Genomic DNA, 18,791 nt, shown 5'->3' with positions numbered 1-18,791 from the left:
CATGTTCGATCTTAAAAACAGCTTAAAAAAACAGAGCGGAAAAATCTCTCAACCTCTACTGATTAGTTTGGTTATCGGCGCTACCGTACTCCTCAGTATTTTTTTGATCTTAACTGGTAAGAATAAATCGGAAACATCAGATGAACATGCAGAGGAAGAAAGCGGAGAAGAACATGGCGGTGAAACCGAAGAGCATGCAGAAGGTGTGAGCCTGACTGCCAAGCAACTGGTGGAACAGGGCATACAATTATCAGCGGTCGATCAAGGCCCGGTGGTTAAATTAAGTTCTTATCCTGCCAAACTGAATGTGAATACTGACCAGCAAGCGCACGTCTCACCGAGTTTTAGTGGTCATGTAGAAAATGTCTATGTAGAACTCGGTCAAAAAGTTCAGAAAGGACAGCCTTTGGCTGCGTTGCTTGTTCCTGATCTAGTTGATCAGCAGGCCAATCTTAAAATTGAACAAACCAACCTTGAACTGGCGAAACAAGACTATGATCGTGAGCGTCAGCTTTGGTCACAGGGCATTTCAGCAAAACAGGACTATCAACGTGCTTATAACAGCTATAAACGGGCACAAATTCAGGTTCAAGCGGCCCAATCACGTTTAAGTGCATTTGGTGCAGTGAATGCCAGTAACGGACGCTATATTTTGAAAGCTCCCATTTCTGGCGTGATCAGTAAAAAGGATTTGGTTCTCGGGGAAAATGTTCAGTTAGCCGATCAACTCTTTACGATAGACCGGTTAGATCAACTCTGGCTTGAGTTTATTGTTCCAAATTCTGAAATTATGGGCTTAGCCCCGAATCAAAAGATCGAATTTAAATCCTTGCAAACAGAAAAGGTTTATCAAGCTGTTATTCAGACTTTAAATACTGAAGCGGATATTCAAACAGGTCGTCTTCAGGTGCGAGCAAAAGTTGAATCGAATGCAACCGAATTACGTCCAAACTTGATGGTGAACGTACAGTTGCAACAACGGAGTGAAAGTACCGCATTACGGGTACTTAAGTCCGCAGTTCAGAATGTCGATGGAAAAGATGTGGTTTTTGTCGCCACTCAGCATGGACAAAAAGTTGAATTCAGTCCGCAACCTGTGAAATTAGGGCAATCATCTGGGGAGAGCCAATGGATTGAAGTGGTGAGTGGGCTTAGTCAGGGACAAAAATATGCCGCTCAAGGCAGTTTTTTACTGAAATCCGAGCTGGAAAAAGGAGAGGCTTCACATGAGCACTGAAACTCCTCAAATTCCAGACCACGAATCGGTAAAACCTGAAGGACTGTTTGATCGACTGATCCAGTTTTCTATCCATAACGCAATCTGGGTCATGCTGTTTATTGCGGCTTGGATTGCTATTGGTATTTATAGTTATCAAAAGTTACCGATTGATGCTGTACCAGATATTACCAATACTCAGGTGCAGATTAACACTTCAGCCAATGGTTTTACGGCTTTAGAAATGGAACAGCGGATTACATATCCAATCGAGAATGCCATGTCAGGCATGCCGAAAATGGAACAAACCCGTTCTATTTCACGCTACGGCTTATCGCAAGTGACCATCATTTTTGAAGATGGCACGGATATTTACTGGGCCAGACAGCTTATCAACCAGCGCTTGCAAGAAGCAATGGGAGAAATGCCTGAAGATGTGCAACCTAACATGTCACCTATTTCGACAGGTTTAGGTGAAATCTATCAATGGGTGATTAAAGCCGAACCAAATGCTAAAAAACCGGATGGGACCGCTTATTCGGCTATGGATTTACGTGAAATTCAGGATTGGATTGTAAGGCCACAATTACAGCGCGTAAAAGGCGTTGCGGAGATCAACAGCATTGGTGGCTTTAATAAAACCTATGTGGTTGCCCCGGATCTGAACCGATTGCAACAATTGCAAATTCCTTTGTCTGATTTACAAACTGCCTTAACAGAGAATAATGAAAACCGTGGTGCTGGCTATATTGAGAAAAATGGACAACAGCTAACGGTTCGTGTTCCCGGCACTTTAAACACGATTGAAGATATCCAGAACATCAGTATTGCCAATAAAAACGGCTATCCGATTCGGGTGGCAGATGTCGCCAATGTCTCAATTGGTCATGACTTGAGAACAGGGGCTGCAACCTATAATGGTGAAGAAACTGTATTGGGTATTGCCATGATGATGATGGGAGAAAATAGCCGTACCGTTGCTCAAGCCATTGATGAAAAGGTGCAATCGATCCAGCAATCGCTACCTAAAGGTGTGGTGATTGAGACTGTGTATGACCGTACGCATTTGGTTGATCGGGCGATCAAAACCGTTCAGAAAAATTTGATTGAGGGTGCAATCCTCGTCATTGTTATTTTATTTCTCTTTCTAGGTAATTTCCGTGCTGCGCTGATCACGGCTTGCGTTATTCCACTGTCAATGCTGTTTACCTTGACGGGAATGGCAGAGCAGAAGATTAGTGCAAATCTGATGAGTTTAGGGGCACTGGACTTCGGTATTATTATTGATGGTGCAGTGGTTATTGTAGAAAACTGTATCCGTCGGCTAGCAGAAGCTCAGAAGCTGAAAGGTGGTTTACTTAGCCGTTCTGAAAGATTTAAAGAAGTCTTCTTGGCTGCAAAACAGGCGCGTCGTCCTCTGATTTTTGGACAGTTAATTATTTTGGTGGTTTATCTACCTATCTTTACCCTGACGGGTGTAGAAGCCAAACTTTTCCATCCTATGGCAATGACTGTTGTACTGGCTTTAATTGGGGCCATGATTTTATCTGTCACTTTTGTGCCAGCCGCAGTTGCCCTATTTGTCACTGGAGAAGTCAAGGAAACCGAAAGTCGCTGGATGCATTGGCTTAAAACCAAATATGAACTGCTTTTAGATAAAGCCTATGAGCTTCGTTTATTTGTGACTATTGTGGCTGCCTGTATTTTAGTGCTTACGGGCGTGCTAGCCACTCAAACAGGTAGCGAGTTTGCACCTCAACTGGGTGAAGGTGATTTTGCTGTTCAGCAAATGCGTTCCCCAAGTACAGGGTTAGAACAGTCACTGAGAATGCAGGAAAATACTGAAAAGTTACTGTTGAAAGAATTTCCTGAAATTAAAGCGATCTTTGCTCGTACCGGTACAGCAGAAGTGGCCACAGATGTTATGCCACCCAACATTTCAGATGGCGTGGTACTGTTAAAACCTCATGATGAATGGCCTGATCCAAAACAAACGATTGATGAGCTTCGCCAAAGAATGATTACTTTCTTAGCGACATTGCCGGGAAATAACAGTGAGTTCTCGCAACCCATTGAACTGCGCTTTAACGAGTTAATTTCAGGGGTGCGAAGTGATGTGGGTGTCAAATTATTTGGTGATGACATGGAGATTCTAAATCGCGAAGCGAATAAAATTTCTCAAAAAATTAACTCAATTTCAGGCGCGACAGCCGTTAATGTAGAACAGACCAGTGGCTTACCCTTGTTGAATGTAGAGGTGGATAAGTCCAGAGCTGCACAATATGGCTTGTCGGTAAGAGCAATTCAGGATCTGGTAGCTACAAGTGTCGGTGGCCAGAATGTTGGAACAATTTTACAGGGAGACAAGCGTTTTGATTTTGTCATCCGTCTAGATGAATCCCAGCGTAGTCCTGAACAGTTAGCGGTACTTCCTATTCAATTGCCGAATGGTGGTTTAGTCCAACTGCAAGATGTGGCACGCGTTGAAAATATCCTGGGTATTAATCAGGTCAGCCGTGAAAATGGTAAACGTCGAGTGGTTATTACTGCAAATGTAGAAGGACGTGATTTAGGCTCATTCGTAACAGAGCTTCAGAGCACGTTATCCAAACAAGAATTACCAAGCGGTTATTGGATAGATTATGGCGGTCAATTTCAAAATCTGATGTCTGCAAAAGCACGTATGCAATTGGTGGTTCCGCTCGCATTGTTGACGATCTTTATTTTATTGATGGCTGTATTCCATAATATCAAAGAAAGCTTACTGGTCTTTAGTGGTGTACCGTTTGCCTTATGTGGAGGCTTAATCGCGTTGTGGTTGCGTGACATTCCATTATCCATGTCAGCAGGGGTTGGCTTCATTGCACTATCGGGGGTGGCTGTACTGAATGGCTTAGTCATGCTTACCTTTATCAAAGAGTTGCGACAACAATATGACCTTTATTATGCAACGTGGCAGGGTGCAATTTTGCGTCTTAGACCTGTGCTGATGACCGCTTGTGTGGCGTCCCTTGGGTTTGTCCCGATGGCTTTGGCAACCGGAACTGGGGCAGAAGTACAGAGACCTTTAGCAACAGTGGTTATTGGAGGAATTATCTCCTCTACCCTGCTTACATTGGTTTTATTGCCCGTACTGTACCGCTGGATGAATGAAAAGAAAGTTTCTTAATCCAATAGATTAGTCGATTTACAGCAGAGATATTGGCTGTTATCCAATATCTCTGCTCATCATAAATAGAATAAGGAAAATATTTTATGTCAGAACATCATGATCATAGCCATGCGGTTGTTACTGAAGAAAATAGTAAGAAGTTAATGGTTGCCTTAGGTTTAACGACTACTTTTTTAATAGTAGAAGTTGTCGCTGCTTTTATTACCCAAAGTTTGGCTTTGTTATCTGATGCAGCTCATATGTTTACTGATGTAGCCGCTTTAGCTATTGCTCTTGCCGCTATCAAAATTGGTAAAAAAGCCGCAGATGATAAAAGAACTTTTGGCTATCAGCGATTTGAAATTTTAGCGGCTCTGTTTAATGCGGTGATGCTTTTTGTGGTAGCAATATATATTGTATATGAAGCTTATCAACGTTTTACGAACCCTGCTGAAATTCAAAGTGTTGAAATGATGATTGTCGCGGTCATTGGTTTGGTCGTAAATTTGATTTCAATGAAAATCCTTTCTGCTAGTGCTGAAGGAAGTCTAAATATAAAAGGTGCATATTTAGAAGTTCTTAGTGATGCTCTAGGATCGATAGGCGTGATTATCGGAGGAATAGTTATTTATTTTACCCAGTGGATGTGGGTTGATACCGTAATCGCTGTGTTAATTGGCTTCTGGGTCTTACCTCGAACTTGGATTTTATTAAAACAAAGTATTAATATTCTGCTTGAAGGAGTTCCTGATGAGATTGATATTGAGTCGTTAAGAAATGATTTATTGAAGCTAGAGGGCGTTGAAGGGATTCATCAGTTGAAAGTCTGGGCTATATCCTCAAAAAATATTCATTTAACTGCTCATTTGGTTGCTCCGAATAGCAATCCAGATCAGCTCTATCAAAAGGCCTTAGAAGTTCTAAAACATAATCATAATATTACTGAAATTACGTTACAAATAGAAAGTAAGGAATGTAATACATTGGAACAGCATAAACATTAAAGTGCTGCTCTTTCTACATAATGGACAGATGACTAGGCTGATAAACCTTACCATTTTCCTGTATTACACTTCTATTTATCACACGCACTTTAAACACCATCCTGAGACATTTTAAAATTACAAGAATGTAATTTATGAGTCCTCTGGGTGTTAATTCTTTAAAGTTAGAATATCTAACAAGTATTAAATGAGAGTAAATAAACATGCTATTCAAAAATAAATTTTGTACTAAATTACTGTTAATTAGTGCATTCTTTAGTATCGCAAGTTTTAGTTATGCAGATGGCGGCTTGTTATTTCTTGAAAAGAATTTAAAAGCTTCTAAAGTTGAAAATTCTAAACAAAAACAAGTTAAAAATAATGAATCAAATGAATCAAATGAATCAAATGAATCAAATGAATCAAATGAATCAAATGAATCAAATGAATCAAATGAATCAAATGAATCAAATGAATCAAATGAATCAAATGAATCAAATGAATCAAATGAATCAAATGAATCAAATGAATCAAATGAATAGTTGGGTTGCATAAATAAATCAATTAGACTTATTCATTCAGCAATATAATTCCTGAATGAATAAGTTTATAACTAAAACCTATCACACCATTAGTTGAACTACATATAATTATAATATTAAAAATAAAGTATTTTTTTTAATCCCATTTCAATGGGTCATCTTTATATATCTCAATTTATGTTGTAAACATACAATGTAATTTCTAAATAAAAATATCCAATTTTTTTAAATCACTTCAGGATATAAAGCTTTAGCTATGCCAAAGCCAATTAAACCTGCTATGGCTAAATATAGGGCTTTCATGTACCACATGCCCCAAAGGGCACTGTTGCAAATAACCACGAATGGTAAGCTGAAGACTGTTTTAGCTAAAGGTGCAGCATATGAATCCTTTCCATGGTCGGCATTTTCAGGGCGAAATCATTCTTTGGGCTGTGCGCTGGTATTGTAAATATGGCATTAGCTATCGTGAACTGCAGGAAATGCTGGCCGAACGGGGTGTGAATGTTGATCACACGACTATTTACCGTTGGGTTCAACGTTATGCTCCTGAAATAGAAAAACGTTTACGCTGGTATTGGCGTAATCCTACAGATCTGAGCTCGTGGCATATTGATGAAACCTATGTAAAAGTGAATGGACGATGGTCTTATCTGTATCGTGCAGTCGATCAACGTGGCGATACCATTGATTTTTATCTTTCTTCTAGACGTAATACCAAATCAGCATATTGTTTTCTTGGAAAAATTTTAAATAATGTGAAGAAGTGGCAAATTCCACAAGTGATCAACACGGATAAAGCACCCACATATGGACGTGCTTTATCACGGTTAAAACGGGAAGGTAAATGTCCACCAGACCTTGAGCACAGGCAGATTAAGTATAAAAATAACGTGATTGAATGTGATCATGGCAAGCTAAAGCGGATCATCAGGGCCACATTAGGATTCAAATCTATGAAGACGGCTTATGCCACAATTAAAGGTATTGAAGTCATGCGTGCACTACGTAAAGGACAAGCATCGTCATTTTATTATGGTCAGCCTCAGGGTGAAGTGTGTCTAATCAACAGGGTTTTCGGTCTCTAAGTACTTTTTAAAGGAAACATCATCGACTCAAATCTCTATTTGCAACAGTGCCTGATTAACCACGATTGTTTAACTAATATGAACAAAGTCGTGAAACATTGGTCAAAGAATAGGCGTGGAACGTGAAAAATCATAAAAAAAGCCCGAACAGGGATGTTCGGGCTATCAACTAGGAACTACAGCGTTGAATTTTCAAGAGAATTATAACACATTTCGTATAAGGTGTATTATGTTAATTTTAGAGAAACTACTAAATTATATTGAGTTGTAAATATTTGAAATTCCGTTAAGATATTTTGGATTAAATTCTATTCCTAGATAGCATTCGTGTTGACTCATCTCTCCAAAAAACTTTGGTTTTGTTTTCTTATGGTTTTTGCCATAGGATGGAGTAGTGTGTCTGTTGCATCAGTAAAGATAATGCATATCAATATGCAAACTGAAATGAGCCAAGATCATTGTTTAGAGCAAGCACAGCAAGTCACTCAACATGGTATTAATCACGAAGTACAGACTAATACCGATTGCCATAATCATTTAGCTCTTAATCAGAATATAGATCACAAAAAGTGTCAGGAATGTTCTAGCTTATCCTGCCAGACACAGATCTCATGTCTTCATTCTTTGCAAAGCTCGCTAGATCCCCTAGATACCTTCTATTCTATAGATCAGCCTAATTTTTATTACCTCAACCAATATCTAAATGGGTATTGGCAAGAAATTTCACGTCCTCCTAAAACTTAACCAATTTTTTTAAAATTTATTTATTTTTCAAAATTAAGGTTAAGTTATGTCTCATAAAATTAGTTCGTACCTATTAGCAGGTATTTGTTTTGCATCGTCGCCTTTGGTTTTTGCCGAAGTGCGTGAATATCAGCTTGTTATTGATGAAGCAGTGGTCAGCCCAACTGGAAAGCCTGTAAAGCGCATTACCGTAAATGGTCAATTTCCTGCGCCTTTGCTTGAGTTTGAAGAGGGTGATGAAGCCATCATTCGCGTGAAAAATAATTTAAAAAACCAAGATTCTTCTATTCATTGGCACGGACTGTTGTTGCCGGGCATTATGGATGGTGTACCGGGATTTAATGGTTTTAACGGTATTAAGCCTCAAAGCGAGTATGTTTATAAATTCAAGATTCGCCAAAGCGGGACTTATTGGTATCACGCTCATTCTAAAGGACAGGAACAGGACGGCTTATATGGTTCTTTTGTGATTTATCCAAAAGGTAAAACACCATTGGCAGCACATGAAAAAGCTGAACGTGACTATGTGGTGATGTTGTCAGATTTTCATGAAAAAACCAGTGATCAAATTCAGAAAGATCTTAAAATTTCAGCTGAATATTATCAAAATCAGCGTGAAACCTTGGGTGATGTTTGGAAGCAGGTTAAACGTGATGGCATAAAAGCGACATGGTCTGACCGCAAAATGTGGAATCAGATGCGTATGCTAAAAACCGACATGTCGGATGTTACAGGTTATACCTTCCTCATTAATGGCAAAACACCTGAACAAAATTGGACAGGAATGTTTAAACCGAATGAAAAAATTCGCCTACGTTTTGTGAATGCATCTGCGATGTCTTTCTACGATGTCCGTATTCCTAACTTGAAAATGACTGTGGTCAGTGCTGATGGTCAGCCTGTAAAACCTGTTGCTGTGGATGAGTTTCGTATTGGCACAGCTGAAACTTATGATGTGATTGTGGAGCCAAAAGGCGGACATTATCAAATTGAAGCTGAGTCAATTGACCGTGCAGGCTATGCGATTGGTACACTGCACAATGAATTAAATCCTATGACACATGGCATTCATATGCCTGCACCACGTCCACGCTCACTTTTGACCATGGAAGATATGGGACATGGTGGCGGTGATCATGCAGGAATGGATCATTCGAAAATGAACCACGGCAATATGCAAGGCATGGATCACTCGAAAATGGATCATTCAAAAATGAACCATGGCGATATGCAAGGCATGGATCACTCGAAAATGGATCATTCACAGCATGGCACAGCAAAACCACAAGAAAATGATCAAGTGGTTTATGGTTGGGCAAATGCATCTACACCTGCGGGCAATAAAGCCTTGCAATATAGTGATTTAAAATCTTTAGAACCGCAAAAAGATACTCGTGAAGCTAGCAGTGAATTAGTAGTGCGTTTGGGCGGTACTATGGAGCGTTATATTTGGACGATTAACGGTAAAAAATTCAGCGATGCTGAGCCATTAAAAGTGAAGTATGGCGAGCGTATCCGTATCAAATTTATTAATGACAGTATGATGGCGCACCCCATGCATTTACATGGCATGTTTATGCAGTTGGAGAATGGTCAAGAGTCGGTAGATATGCCGAATAAACACACATTGATTGTACCACCGGGTAAAACAGTGACTGCTTTATTAACTGCGGATGAGTTGGGCGAATGGGCAATCCATTGTCATTTGTTGTATCACATGAGTGCAGGAATGATGAACAAGTTGATCGTGGCAAATGTTAGCGATGAACAAGTGTCTACAACGCCAATTCAAGGTACAAATTCGACTCAAACTCACCAAGTAACTGAGCAAAAAGGAGCTGGACATGCACATCACTAATTTTGTATTTAAAGCGTTTTTTTCTGTTGCGGTATTGAGTTTAACAAGCTTAAGTTTGGCGCACGAAGGGCATCATTCAACTGCTCAGACTGATGGAAAAAATGTACCATCAATGAATCATCAAGCGATGTCTGAGATGGATCATTCACAGCATTCTCCACAAGAGCATGCACAACACATGCAGATGATGGGGAAAATGAATCATGCTGCACATTCAGCACCGATGAACCATCAACATGCAGGTCATCAGCCAATGCATCACAAATCAACAGAGAAACAGCAAGATCAAAAAGTACAGAAAGGAGATCAACATGCGCACCATTAATCTTTTTTCTAAAACTGTTTTAGCAAGCTCTTTGTTGATGGTCAGTGCAGTGAGTTTGGCACATAATGGTGAAGATCATAGTGCGCCTGAAAAAATGACAGTTGCTACATCTTCTAGTCAAAATCAGCCGATGCAAATGGATCGCTCTCAAATGAACCATAGCCAAATGAATCAGGCACAACATCAGGCAACATCTACGGTTAATCATTCACATCATGTACCAGATGCGAATGCTCAGCAGAGTTCGCATTATGATCATCGCTCAGAACACGGTGCGCAAATTTATGCGATTACGACAGTGGACAATAAGTGGCTTGTCAATGAAGATGGCACAGGTGATTTAAAGTCAGAGTTTGAAACCCGTATTGGCACAGATGAAAATAAGGTTTTTATTAAAATTCATGCCGATAAAGAAGAATCGCATGATGCACATTATGATGCCAAACTTTTATATAGCCGTATGATTTCAGACTTTTGGGATGCACAAATTGGTGCACGTTATCGTAGTGAAAAAGTTGAACTCAATGATCATCGCAAAGACACCGAAGAAAATGTTGATGCGGTGATTGGCTTACATGGTATGGCGCCATATTTCTTTGAAACTGATGCTTATCTCTATGCGGGAGAAGACAATTATGCGGGCTTTAGCCTAGAAACGGAACGTGATTTTCTGATTACGCAAAAGTTGATTATTCAACCTTATTTAGAGTTGGATGCTATCTTTAGTGATGACTCTAAATATGCGAAAAAAACTGGTTTAAGCAGTGCAACCGCAGGGTTTGAAACTCGCTATGAAATCAGTAAAAAGATCATGCCGTATATCGACATTGCCTATGAGTATTCAAAAGGTAATGATGAAACGTCGTGGCAAATAGAATCAAACTCTGAGAAAGGTTGGTTATATGGAGCTGGTGTTAGATTTAGATTTTAATTAATTTAATGATTACTAAATAGCTTTATTTAAATAAAACTCTAGCTTAATGTGGCCGGAAGCAAAATGTTAACTTATTTTGCTTCCTTCCATTTAACATAATGGCTGTTATGCGAAGTCGACTTGTAACTCCAAAATAGAAATGTCCGGTTTCTCCAAAGTAAAAATGTCCGCTTTTAGAATATGCGCTTTTGCGATTATCGAAGCGGACGGTTTGATATGTTGGTGTCTATGTCGGATAAAGAACTTAAACGATTGTCGGTCTTGCAGGAAATCTGCGATCAACGCATAACTCAATCCCAGGCTGCTCAGCTACTTCATATCTCAGAACGTCAGATCAGACGCTTACTGCAGAAATACAAAGCTCAAGGTCCAGCTGCATTAGCCCATGCCGGTCGTGGCCAAACCAGCAATTCCAAACTTCCTGAAGAACTCAGACTCAAGTGCCTCAATATTGTTTCTGACCAACTCCATGGTTTCGGACCCACTTTAGCGCATGAAAAGCTCACCACCGTACATGGATTCGATCTTTCAGTAGAAACCCTGCGTTCTTGGATGATTGCAGCCGACTTGTGGATTCCTCGCGCCAAGCGCCTGAAACGCCCATATCAGCCTCGATATAACCGGGATTGCTATGGTGAACTGATCCAGATTGATGGCTCTCACCATGACTGGTTCGAAGGGCGTGCTGCTAAATGCTGTCTGCTGGTGTTTATTGATGATGCCACAGGCAAATTACAGCATTTACGCTTCTGTGAGTCAGAATCAACCTTTGACTATATGATTTCGACACGTTTGTATGTTGAACAGCACGGTAAGCCCTTAGCGTTTTACAGCGACAAACATTCAGTCTTTAGGGTAAATCAAAGCAGCAAGAAAGACACCAAGATTACCCAATTTGGGCGAGTACTCAGTACGCTCAATATCGATATCATCTTCGCCAATTCACCACAGGCCAAAGGACGTGTAGAACGAGCCAATAGAACGCTTCAGGATCGTCTGATTAAGGAGATGCGCTTAGAAGCTATCAGTTCGATTGCAGATGCCAATGCCTGGCTGCCCTGCTTTATTGAGCAATTTAATCGTAAATTTGCCAAGATGGCCTTTAATCCTAAGGATCTCCACCGGACTGTCACTGAAACAGCTGAAGAATTAGATGATATTTTTACTTGGCGTGAACCCCGCAGAGTCACCAATAGCCTGACCATTACTTATGATAAATGTGTATATATTCTGGATAATATCCAAGAAAATCAGAAGCTGATCGGTAAATATCTTGAGTTTCTAGAATATCCGGATGGTACTGTAGCGATCATGCATGAAGGACGGAAGATCAATTACAGCATCTTCGATAAATTAAGTCAGCTTAACCAGCGAGAGATTGTTGAGAATAAACGTTTAAGTTCTGTATTGCTGCATATTCAACAACAGCATGAAGAACTGGAACAGCAAAACAAACGTAATCGTTCTCAAAAGATGCCAAGCAGACGTGCACAGAAAACAGCAATTCAACAACGAAATCTGAATCCTGTGCTTGACTTGGAAATGTCCATATAGGACATTTCTATTTGGTTATTAGGTAGGACATTTCTACTTGGGAATAACACGACTTGTAATGCAATTTGCATTACAATATTCCTAGTACATTAAATACTTGGGAAATATGATGGCTACTGTTAACTTCAGGATCGATGAAGCCCTTAAAGAAAAATCTTATTCAATCCTTAAAGAGCAAGGTATTGCACCTACTGATTTCTTCACTAGTATTCTTGAGTATGTTGCTACGACTGGGAAACTGCCTGTCAAAAAAGCTTTGCTTTCGGAAGAAGATGAAGAATTATTAGCTCTTGTCCGTAAGCGCATTAATGATCCTAAAGAGATGTTTGAGGAAGTCACATTAGATGACTTATAAGCTTTTACGTCACAAGGACTTTACAGCAGAATGGGAAAACTCCCTGTTGCTATACGAGATCAATTTAAAAAGAAACTAGCCAAAGTCATAGAGCAGCCACATATTCCAAAGAATATGCTTAGAGGCGATCTTGCAGGTTGCTATAAAATCAAATTATTAAAAGCTGGTGTCCGACTTGTCTATCAAGTTAAATATGATCAGGTAGTTATCCTGCTCATTACCGTCGGAAAACGAGCTGATAGCATAGTTTATGACGAAGCGAAAAAGCGAATTAAAGACTAAAAATGGGAGCTTAAAGCTCCCATTTTTGGCTTCGTATAAGGTGTATTATGTTAATTTTAGGAAAGGCTCTAGACTAGCAGAATGATTATGTTAGTCTAGAGCCATATAATTAACATTATTGAAGTATTTTACATGGCAATTTTTCGACATTCTTCTGCACACTGACGGCAAGCCTCAGCACATTTTTTACAATGATCATGTGAATGTTTTTCACACTCTTCCGCACAATATTCACAGATCTTAGCACAAAGCTCACAAATCTCTTTGAGGAAAGGTGAGTTATGTTGTTGCATACGCACACATAACTGACAAATATCTGCACATTCTAGACAACGTTGAATACATTCACGCATCATCTCTAAATCTTTTTCTTTTAAACAAGAAGTTGCACATTCAGTACAAATAAGTGAACAGTTTGTACATGCAGAAATACACTTTGAAAATTCCGTATTAATCATTTTTTACTCTCAACTTATATAATCAAAGAAATAATTAAAACATAATTTTTTTCTACTAATTATTTTAAATTATTAGTAAATGTAATACATAATGTTAATTTATATGAATAATGTTAATTTTAACTAAATCTTATTTATATTCCAAATTATTAAAAAACAGTTTTTAATTAGGATAGATGATCAAGTATCAAAAGCAGCTATTCTTAAAATAACTGCAATAATTTTATCACTTTAAAAATAGATTTTCCCTCTATTTAACATAATGGTCGTTATACGAAATGCATTTTTAAAAGCCATTATTTATCAAATACTTAAGCTTAAAAACACAAAATCAAAAAGATCAAAAAACGCACGACTTAACAACTCGTGTGTTTTTTAAGCAAATTTGTAATGTTTAGCCAATAGAATCGACTAAAAAACGCTCAATTTTGGCATTTTTTCCTCGTTATCAAGCTTCCAGGATATGAAATTATCCCCAATTTCTGCGGATAAACCTGGGACAGTTTTTAGCCGGTCTTGTACGCATATGCTCACAATAATTCCGGCCCTTTGCGGCTGTCCAGGTGCCTGAAATTTTTCTATGATGGATTCATCAGGAACAGGAAGTTCTACACAATAATAAGAACAACGATACGCACAAGGACTGTAAGGTATGACAGGAGTTATACCGAGCGAACCCATACGAAAAACCCCGGCAGGATGCCGGGGTTTTTTATTGCCTATCATTTCTCATTTGCAAAACAAGCATTATGCTCCTAAAATATAGACTATAATCTATATTTTGGTTGTGGTATGTGGACAGTCATTACGACAGATCTATTTAATCAGTGGCTTGAACAGCAAGACGAATCAACACAAGAGAAGGTTCTGGCTGCCCTGGTTGTTCTACAGCAGCAAGGACCAAGTTTAGGCCGCCCTTTAGTAGATACTGTCTATGACTCTAAATTTACCAACATGAAAGAGCTTCGTGTTCAACATCGAGGTAAACCACTGAGAGCTTTCTTCGCATTTGATCCATTACGACAGGCTATTGTTCTATGTATTGCTGATAAAGGCGGTAAAAAACGATTCTATACAGAGATGCTGGCAATTGCAGACCAACAATATGAACTTCATCTCTCAACATTAGGAGAACAATCTAATGGCTAAGACTCTGCAAGAATTGTTAGCTAGCCGCTCTCCAGAGAGCCAAGCCCGTATTCAAAAAATGGCAGATGAATTACTGCTAGAAAATCAGCTTCATCTTATTCGTGAAGAACTAGAAATTTCTCAAAAAGAACTTGCTGAAACTTTGGGAATAAAACAGCCATCGCTTTCAGCAATAGAAAATCGTGGCAATGATCTTAAGATTTCAACCATGAAAAAGTATGTTGAAGCGATGGGTGGAAAGCTCCGTATTGATGTAGAGCTTCCGACAGGAAAACATATAGGATTCAATGTATAACGATAAAAATGGGAGCTATAAGCTCCCATTTTTATTTATGTTCTACTCAAACACCAATGTTACTTGTGCAAGGATAAACGCTTAATAGCTTTATCTACGGCTTTTTAGGCCCTCTAAGGCCAAGGCCAACTAGGTTTAAATCATTTGCATCTTCGGCAAGGAAAACTTGTCTATTTGCCTCATCATTACCTGTTGAAAACATAGCATGTACGTATGGAATAATCGTCAATTCTTGTTCAATGGCTTTTTGGTGAGCTATTTGAAGAGTTTCCAAATTTCCTTCATACACCATCATTGGTTGTCCAAGCATGATGCCATATTGAACTCCATTTGAATCAATGTATGGTTTTCCCAGAACATCTGGTGCGGATGCCGTAATACCACTGGATAAAAATGCCACTACATTTAAGCGCTGCCAAATCGCAAGATCATCACGAACGATCAACGCAATTTTAGTATCAAACATGTCATACCCTAATTCATTTAGTTAAAAGACATGATCTTTGAATGATGCTTATTTTGTCTTGTACATTTGTGCGAGATTTTAAATGCTAATCAGCATATTGCGCGATGCCATTAGTTCACAACACAAACGTACAATACAGATAAAGATCCGATCACTAAGCTTGGCTCATTCAAACCCATGTAGATTATATTGAGTCAAAGTTATGGAAATTTTTCTGTATACCTTAAGCGTGATGTACAGCCCTGGTCCTGTGAACTTCATGGGATTAAATGCTGGTGTTACGGGGCAGTTTAGAAAAAGTTTACTATTTTTTATCGGTGTCGGAGCGGCAATGCTACTGCTCTTTATCATTTTTGGTTATGTGGGCGAGGCTGTCATTCCTCATCAATATTTGCATTACATTGCTTTGGTCGGTGCGATTTATACCTTCTATCTTGCATTTAAGATGCTCACCTCAAATATAAGTACAGAATCACAAAATGATAATTCCCCATCTAATCTAACGTTTTGGAATGGATTTTGGATACAACTTTTAAATCCTAAAGGTATTTTAGTCATTCTTCCTGTGACAACCGTCATGTATCCAGCAGCACATATTACAGGATATATGATTGCTATTGTTTCCACGCTCATTTCGATTGGGGCTGCGGCCGCACCGTTTGTTTATTCAATTGCAGGTGTGATTATCGGTCATAAAATTAAAGAACCATCCATATTTAATCTCTTAAACCGCATTATGGGCGTTGCTCTGATTATCTCTGGTCTGTTTATGTTTTTTGATTTTATAAAGGGAATAAATATTGTTTAAAAGTAATTGTCATTCTAACAATCATGAGCTTTTTAGTTGACTTATTTCTTTCCAACGCGCTGGTGTAATCCCAAAAGCCTTAACAAAATGGCGTGTCATATGACTTTGGTCAAAGAAACCCGCTGTCATTGCTGCATCAATCAATGGCATTCCTGCGGAAAGACAAGATTTCACAATATCTAACCTTCTCATCGTCATGTATCGATGTGGGCTCGTTCCAAATAAAAGACGAAAGTCTCGAGAGAGCCCCCATCGATCACGCCCAATATTTTGTTCTAATTCTTCAAGACTAATATTTTGATCTAATGTAGCATGGATATATTCTCGAGCTCGTTCTGCCGAAACATAGTCATAAGTTTTTTGATTCGATATGTTCTGACCAGATACTTCACATAATGCCATCGCTAAATCATATAAGGCATCTTCTTCCTCCAGAATATCCAAGGGATATTCAAGATTCTGCAAAAGCACATTGGTTGCCTGAAAGAGCCGAGGATCTTGGCTAATTCCATTGTCTAAAAATGGTAAAGGTTTACCTTGTATAATATTCTGAATCAGAGCTGGTTCAACATACAGCATGCGATACCTAAAGCCATCTTCAGAACCTGACTCACCATCATGTTTTTCATCAGGATGAATCACCATAGTCATACCGGGCAAACTATGTCTGAACTCTCCTCGATAATGAAAACTTTGCACCCCTGAAAGTGTGCGACCAATTGCAAAAGTATCATGACGATGCGATTGATAAGCATGCTTTGAGAAGAATGCTTCAATTCTCTCAATTTGACTTGAATCAGTTGCTCTCGTAATCCAATCACTTGGATACACTAACTTTCCCATTAGCGTTACCTAAAATTACAATCAAGCATGAACAACTATCTTTCTGATCTATTATTCTATTTTACCATTAATTTTAATTAAGATAGATTTCAGTAATCTATTAAGAATTTATGATCTAAGCTTAAAACGAACATAAGTTAAATAGAACTGGATAATCAATTAAATTTTTTAAAATTAATAGGATAAAACTTATATTAGGCCTCAAAAAATAGCTCCTGATTGAGGGGCTATTTAACATAAAATCTCATATACGAAATTCGGTTGTTAGAAACCATTTAAAGTGTCTGTATTCTCACCAATAAAAATGTCTGGTCTATGATGCGCATCAACATCATGGACTGGATATGAACTTGAGATGCTGATCACTATGTCTGACAAGGAAATACAACGTCTTGCTGTTCTGCAAGACGTTCGAGATCAACGTATTACACAAGTCCGTGCTGCAGAAATTCTGAATCTTTCCACCCGTCAAATTACCCGGTTATTGCAGAAGCTCAATCAAGACGGTGTTTCAGGTCTGGCACATGCCAGTCGTGGTCAACCGGGTCATCGTCGCCATGATGACTTGTTAAAATCAAAATGTCTTTCCATTATTTCTGAACATCTGCTGGGCTTTGGGCCTACCTTGGTGCATGAGAAGCTCAGCAGCATGTTTGCCCTGGATATCCCGGTAGAAACGGTTCGGCGCTGGATGACGGCCAATGACCTCTGGATTCCTCGATCCAAGCGCCTGAAACGTCCATATCAGCCACGTTATAACCGTGATTGCTTCGGTGAGCTGATCCAGATTGATGGCTCATATCATGACTGGTTTGAAGGCCGTTCCGCCAAATGCTGCTTATTGGTTTATATCGATGATGCCACTGGAAAGCTGTTGCATCTGCGCTTTTGTGAGGCGGAAACGACCTTTGACTATATGCTTTCAACCCGAGCCTACATTGAACAATACGGCAAGCCTCTGGCCTTTTATAGCGACAAACATTCGGTATTTAGAGTCAACCAGAAATCCAGCCAGGACAGCCAGATCACGCAATTTGGGCGGATTCTGAATGAGTTAAACATTGATATTATCTTTGCTAACTCATCCCAGGCTAAGGGTCGTGTGGAACGTGCCAATAGAACCCTTCAGGACCGTCTGATCAAGGAGATGCGCCTGGAGGGTATTAATTCGATTGCCGAAGCAAATGCATGGCTGCCCTGCTTTATTGAGCAGTTCAATCGGAAGTTTGCCAAGTGCGCGAGAAATTCCAAAAACTTACATCGCCCTTTAACAGAGTCTGATGCTGAACTGGATGATATTTTTACCTGGCAGGAACCGCGTAAGGTCACCAAGAATCTGACCATTACCTATGACAAGTGTATTTATATGCTTGAACCAACTGAATTGAACCAGAAATTAGTTGGACAATACATTTCATTTCTAGAGTATCCGGATGGTACTGTGGCTATCATGCATGAGGGACGGAAGATTAACTACAGCATTTTCAATAAACTGACTGGACTGCAGCAGAATGAAGTGGTTGAGAATAAAAGATTAGGTTCAGTCCTGGCACATATCCAGCAACAGCATGAAGCATTGGAAAAACAGAATAAACGTTCCCGTGCCAAGAAAAGTATGCCGAGTCGTAAAGCTCAGAAAGCAATTATTGAACAAAGAAATTTAAATCCTGTGCTTGACTCTTGTAGTTAAAAACAGGACATTTTAAATGGTTTATCGCATAGACATTTTAATTGGTGAAT

15 protein-coding genes and 3 pseudogenes are annotated in these 18,791 nt (G+C 39.2%); 15 read left to right on the top strand and 3 right to left on the bottom strand.

Features of this window, described 5'->3' with window-relative positions; genetic code table 11:
- The first annotated feature begins 1 nt into the window (after position 1).
- From J7649_RS16140 to J7649_RS16090, 11 genes and pseudogenes are all read left to right on the top strand, one after another.
- Positions 2–1,237 carry an efflux RND transporter periplasmic adaptor subunit gene (locus J7649_RS16140; protein ID WP_004281853.1) on the top strand — a complete coding sequence of 412 codons (1,236 nt, stop codon included), beginning with the start codon at positions 2–4 and terminating at the stop codon, positions 1,235–1,237.
- Positions 1,227–4,385 (top strand): efflux RND transporter permease subunit, encoded by a 3,159-nt coding sequence (locus tag J7649_RS16135; protein ID WP_005407475.1) that lies wholly within the window; start codon positions 1,227–1,229, stop codon positions 4,383–4,385. Before J7649_RS16140 ends, J7649_RS16135 begins: the two co-directional genes overlap by 11 nt.
- A gap of 86 nt (positions 4,386–4,471) precedes the next feature.
- A complete protein-coding gene (locus tag J7649_RS16130) occupies positions 4,472–5,371 on the top strand; it encodes a cation diffusion facilitator family transporter (RefSeq protein WP_008304330.1) in 900 nt (299 codons plus the stop codon).
- A gap of 203 nt (positions 5,372–5,574) precedes the next feature.
- Positions 5,575–5,754 (top strand): annotated as a pseudogene (locus J7649_RS16125) (hypothetical protein); the annotation flags it as partial.
- A 521-nt stretch (positions 5,755–6,275) separates the two neighbouring features.
- Entirely contained in the window at positions 6,276–6,980 is a 705-nt protein-coding gene (locus J7649_RS16120) for an IS6-like element IS1006 family transposase (RefSeq protein ID WP_001067784.1), read from the top strand.
- 790 nt (positions 6,981–7,770) lie between these two features.
- On the top strand, positions 7,771–9,582 hold the full coding sequence (locus tag J7649_RS16115) for a copper resistance system multicopper oxidase (RefSeq protein ID WP_180053057.1): 1,812 nt from the start codon (positions 7,771–7,773) through the stop codon (positions 9,580–9,582).
- Positions 9,569–9,907 carry a hypothetical protein gene (locus J7649_RS16110; protein WP_004897649.1) on the top strand — a complete coding sequence of 113 codons (339 nt, stop codon included), beginning with the start codon at positions 9,569–9,571 and terminating at the stop codon, positions 9,905–9,907. Before J7649_RS16115 ends, J7649_RS16110 begins: the two co-directional genes overlap by 14 nt.
- Positions 9,894–10,838: a copper resistance protein B gene (locus tag J7649_RS16105; RefSeq protein ID WP_104510421.1), complete on the top strand. Its 945-nt coding sequence runs from the start codon at positions 9,894–9,896 to the stop codon at positions 10,836–10,838. Before J7649_RS16110 ends, J7649_RS16105 begins: the two co-directional genes overlap by 14 nt.
- Positions 10,839–11,069: 231 nt before the next feature.
- Positions 11,070–12,395, top strand: a complete 1,326-nt coding sequence (locus J7649_RS16100; protein WP_081400761.1) for an ISNCY family transposase — start codon at positions 11,070–11,072, stop codon at positions 12,393–12,395.
- A 109-nt stretch (positions 12,396–12,504) separates the two neighbouring features.
- Positions 12,505–12,750, top strand: coding sequence for a type II toxin-antitoxin system RelB/DinJ family antitoxin (locus tag J7649_RS16095; RefSeq protein ID WP_000246755.1), 246 nt, complete (start codon positions 12,505–12,507; stop codon positions 12,748–12,750).
- Positions 12,740–13,032: pseudogene (locus J7649_RS16090) on the top strand (type II toxin-antitoxin system RelE family toxin). Before J7649_RS16095 ends, J7649_RS16090 begins: the two are co-directional and overlap by 11 nt.
- Positions 13,033–13,160: 128 nt before the next feature.
- Here the strand turns inward: J7649_RS16090 and J7649_RS16085 are convergent.
- Positions 13,161–13,490: a four-helix bundle copper-binding protein gene (locus J7649_RS16085; RefSeq protein WP_016658833.1), complete on the bottom strand. Its 330-nt coding sequence runs from the start codon at positions 13,488–13,490 to the stop codon at positions 13,161–13,163.
- Between the two features lie 792 nt (positions 13,491–14,282).
- Here J7649_RS16085 and J7649_RS16080 point away from each other — a divergent pair.
- Entirely contained in the window at positions 14,283–14,639 is a 357-nt protein-coding gene (locus J7649_RS16080) for a type II toxin-antitoxin system RelE/ParE family toxin (RefSeq protein WP_092818271.1), read from the top strand.
- Positions 14,632–14,934 (top strand): helix-turn-helix domain-containing protein, encoded by a 303-nt coding sequence (locus J7649_RS16075; protein WP_001140620.1) that lies wholly within the window; start codon positions 14,632–14,634, stop codon positions 14,932–14,934. The genes J7649_RS16080 and J7649_RS16075 overlap by 8 nt, the downstream gene beginning before the upstream one ends.
- 59 nt (positions 14,935–14,993) lie before the next feature.
- On the opposite strand, the pseudogene J7649_RS16070 reads toward J7649_RS16075, so the two are convergent.
- Positions 14,994–15,400, bottom strand: a pseudogene (locus J7649_RS16070) (DUF2000 family protein).
- 202 nt (positions 15,401–15,602) lie between these two features.
- Here J7649_RS16070 and J7649_RS16065 point away from each other — a divergent pair.
- Entirely contained in the window at positions 15,603–16,208 is a 606-nt protein-coding gene (locus tag J7649_RS16065; protein ID WP_219310257.1) for a LysE family translocator, read from the top strand.
- Positions 16,209–16,229: 21 nt separating this feature from the next.
- Here the strand turns inward: J7649_RS16065 and J7649_RS16060 are convergent, their stop codons facing one another.
- Entirely contained in the window at positions 16,230–17,051 is an 822-nt protein-coding gene (locus J7649_RS16060; protein WP_219310255.1) for an AraC family transcriptional regulator, read from the bottom strand.
- 355 nt (positions 17,052–17,406) lie between these two features.
- Between J7649_RS16060 and J7649_RS16055 the strand changes: the two genes are divergently transcribed.
- Positions 17,407–18,741 (top strand): ISNCY family transposase, encoded by a 1,335-nt coding sequence (locus J7649_RS16055; protein WP_219310253.1) that lies wholly within the window; start codon positions 17,407–17,409, stop codon positions 18,739–18,741.
- Positions 18,742–18,791 lie beyond the last annotated feature (50 nt).

It is taken from the genome of Acinetobacter lwoffii, assembly GCF_019343495.1.
GTDB classification, from domain to species: domain Bacteria; phylum Pseudomonadota; class Gammaproteobacteria; order Pseudomonadales; family Moraxellaceae; genus Acinetobacter; species Acinetobacter lwoffii_P.
The sequence above is the reverse complement of the archived record's forward strand: the minus strand, read 5'-3'. Positions and strand labels throughout refer to the sequence as shown.

What these genes read in the sequence shown, in the direction of transcription:
- J7649_RS16140 (WP_004281853.1), top strand. Translation starts at nt 2, where the DNA reads ATGTTCGATCTTAAAAACAGCTTAAAAAAACAGAGCGGAAAAATCTCT.
- J7649_RS16135 (WP_005407475.1), top strand. Translation starts at nt 1,227, where the DNA reads ATGAGCACTGAAACTCCTCAAATTCCAGACCACGAATCGGTAAAACCT.
- J7649_RS16130 (WP_008304330.1), top strand. Translation starts at nt 4,472, where the DNA reads ATGTCAGAACATCATGATCATAGCCATGCGGTTGTTACTGAAGAAAAT.
- J7649_RS16120 (WP_001067784.1), top strand. Translation starts at nt 6,276, where the DNA reads ATGAATCCTTTCCATGGTCGGCATTTTCAGGGCGAAATCATTCTTTGG.
- J7649_RS16115 (WP_180053057.1), top strand. Translation starts at nt 7,771, where the DNA reads ATGTCTCATAAAATTAGTTCGTACCTATTAGCAGGTATTTGTTTTGCA.
- J7649_RS16110 (WP_004897649.1), top strand. Translation starts at nt 9,569, where the DNA reads ATGCACATCACTAATTTTGTATTTAAAGCGTTTTTTTCTGTTGCGGTA.
- J7649_RS16105 (WP_104510421.1), top strand. Translation starts at nt 9,894, where the DNA reads ATGCGCACCATTAATCTTTTTTCTAAAACTGTTTTAGCAAGCTCTTTG.
- J7649_RS16100 (WP_081400761.1), top strand. Translation starts at nt 11,070, where the DNA reads ATGTCGGATAAAGAACTTAAACGATTGTCGGTCTTGCAGGAAATCTGC.
- J7649_RS16095 (WP_000246755.1), top strand. Translation starts at nt 12,505, where the DNA reads ATGGCTACTGTTAACTTCAGGATCGATGAAGCCCTTAAAGAAAAATCT.
- J7649_RS16085 (WP_016658833.1), bottom strand. Translation starts at nt 13,490, where the DNA reads ATGATTAATACGGAATTTTCAAAGTGTATTTCTGCATGTACAAACTGT.
- J7649_RS16080 (WP_092818271.1), top strand. Translation starts at nt 14,283, where the DNA reads ATGTGGACAGTCATTACGACAGATCTATTTAATCAGTGGCTTGAACAG.
- J7649_RS16075 (WP_001140620.1), top strand. Translation starts at nt 14,632, where the DNA reads ATGGCTAAGACTCTGCAAGAATTGTTAGCTAGCCGCTCTCCAGAGAGC.
- J7649_RS16065 (WP_219310257.1), top strand. Translation starts at nt 15,603, where the DNA reads ATGGAAATTTTTCTGTATACCTTAAGCGTGATGTACAGCCCTGGTCCT.
- J7649_RS16060 (WP_219310255.1), bottom strand. Translation starts at nt 17,051, where the DNA reads ATGGGAAAGTTAGTGTATCCAAGTGATTGGATTACGAGAGCAACTGAT.
- J7649_RS16055 (WP_219310253.1), top strand. Translation starts at nt 17,407, where the DNA reads ATGCTGATCACTATGTCTGACAAGGAAATACAACGTCTTGCTGTTCTG.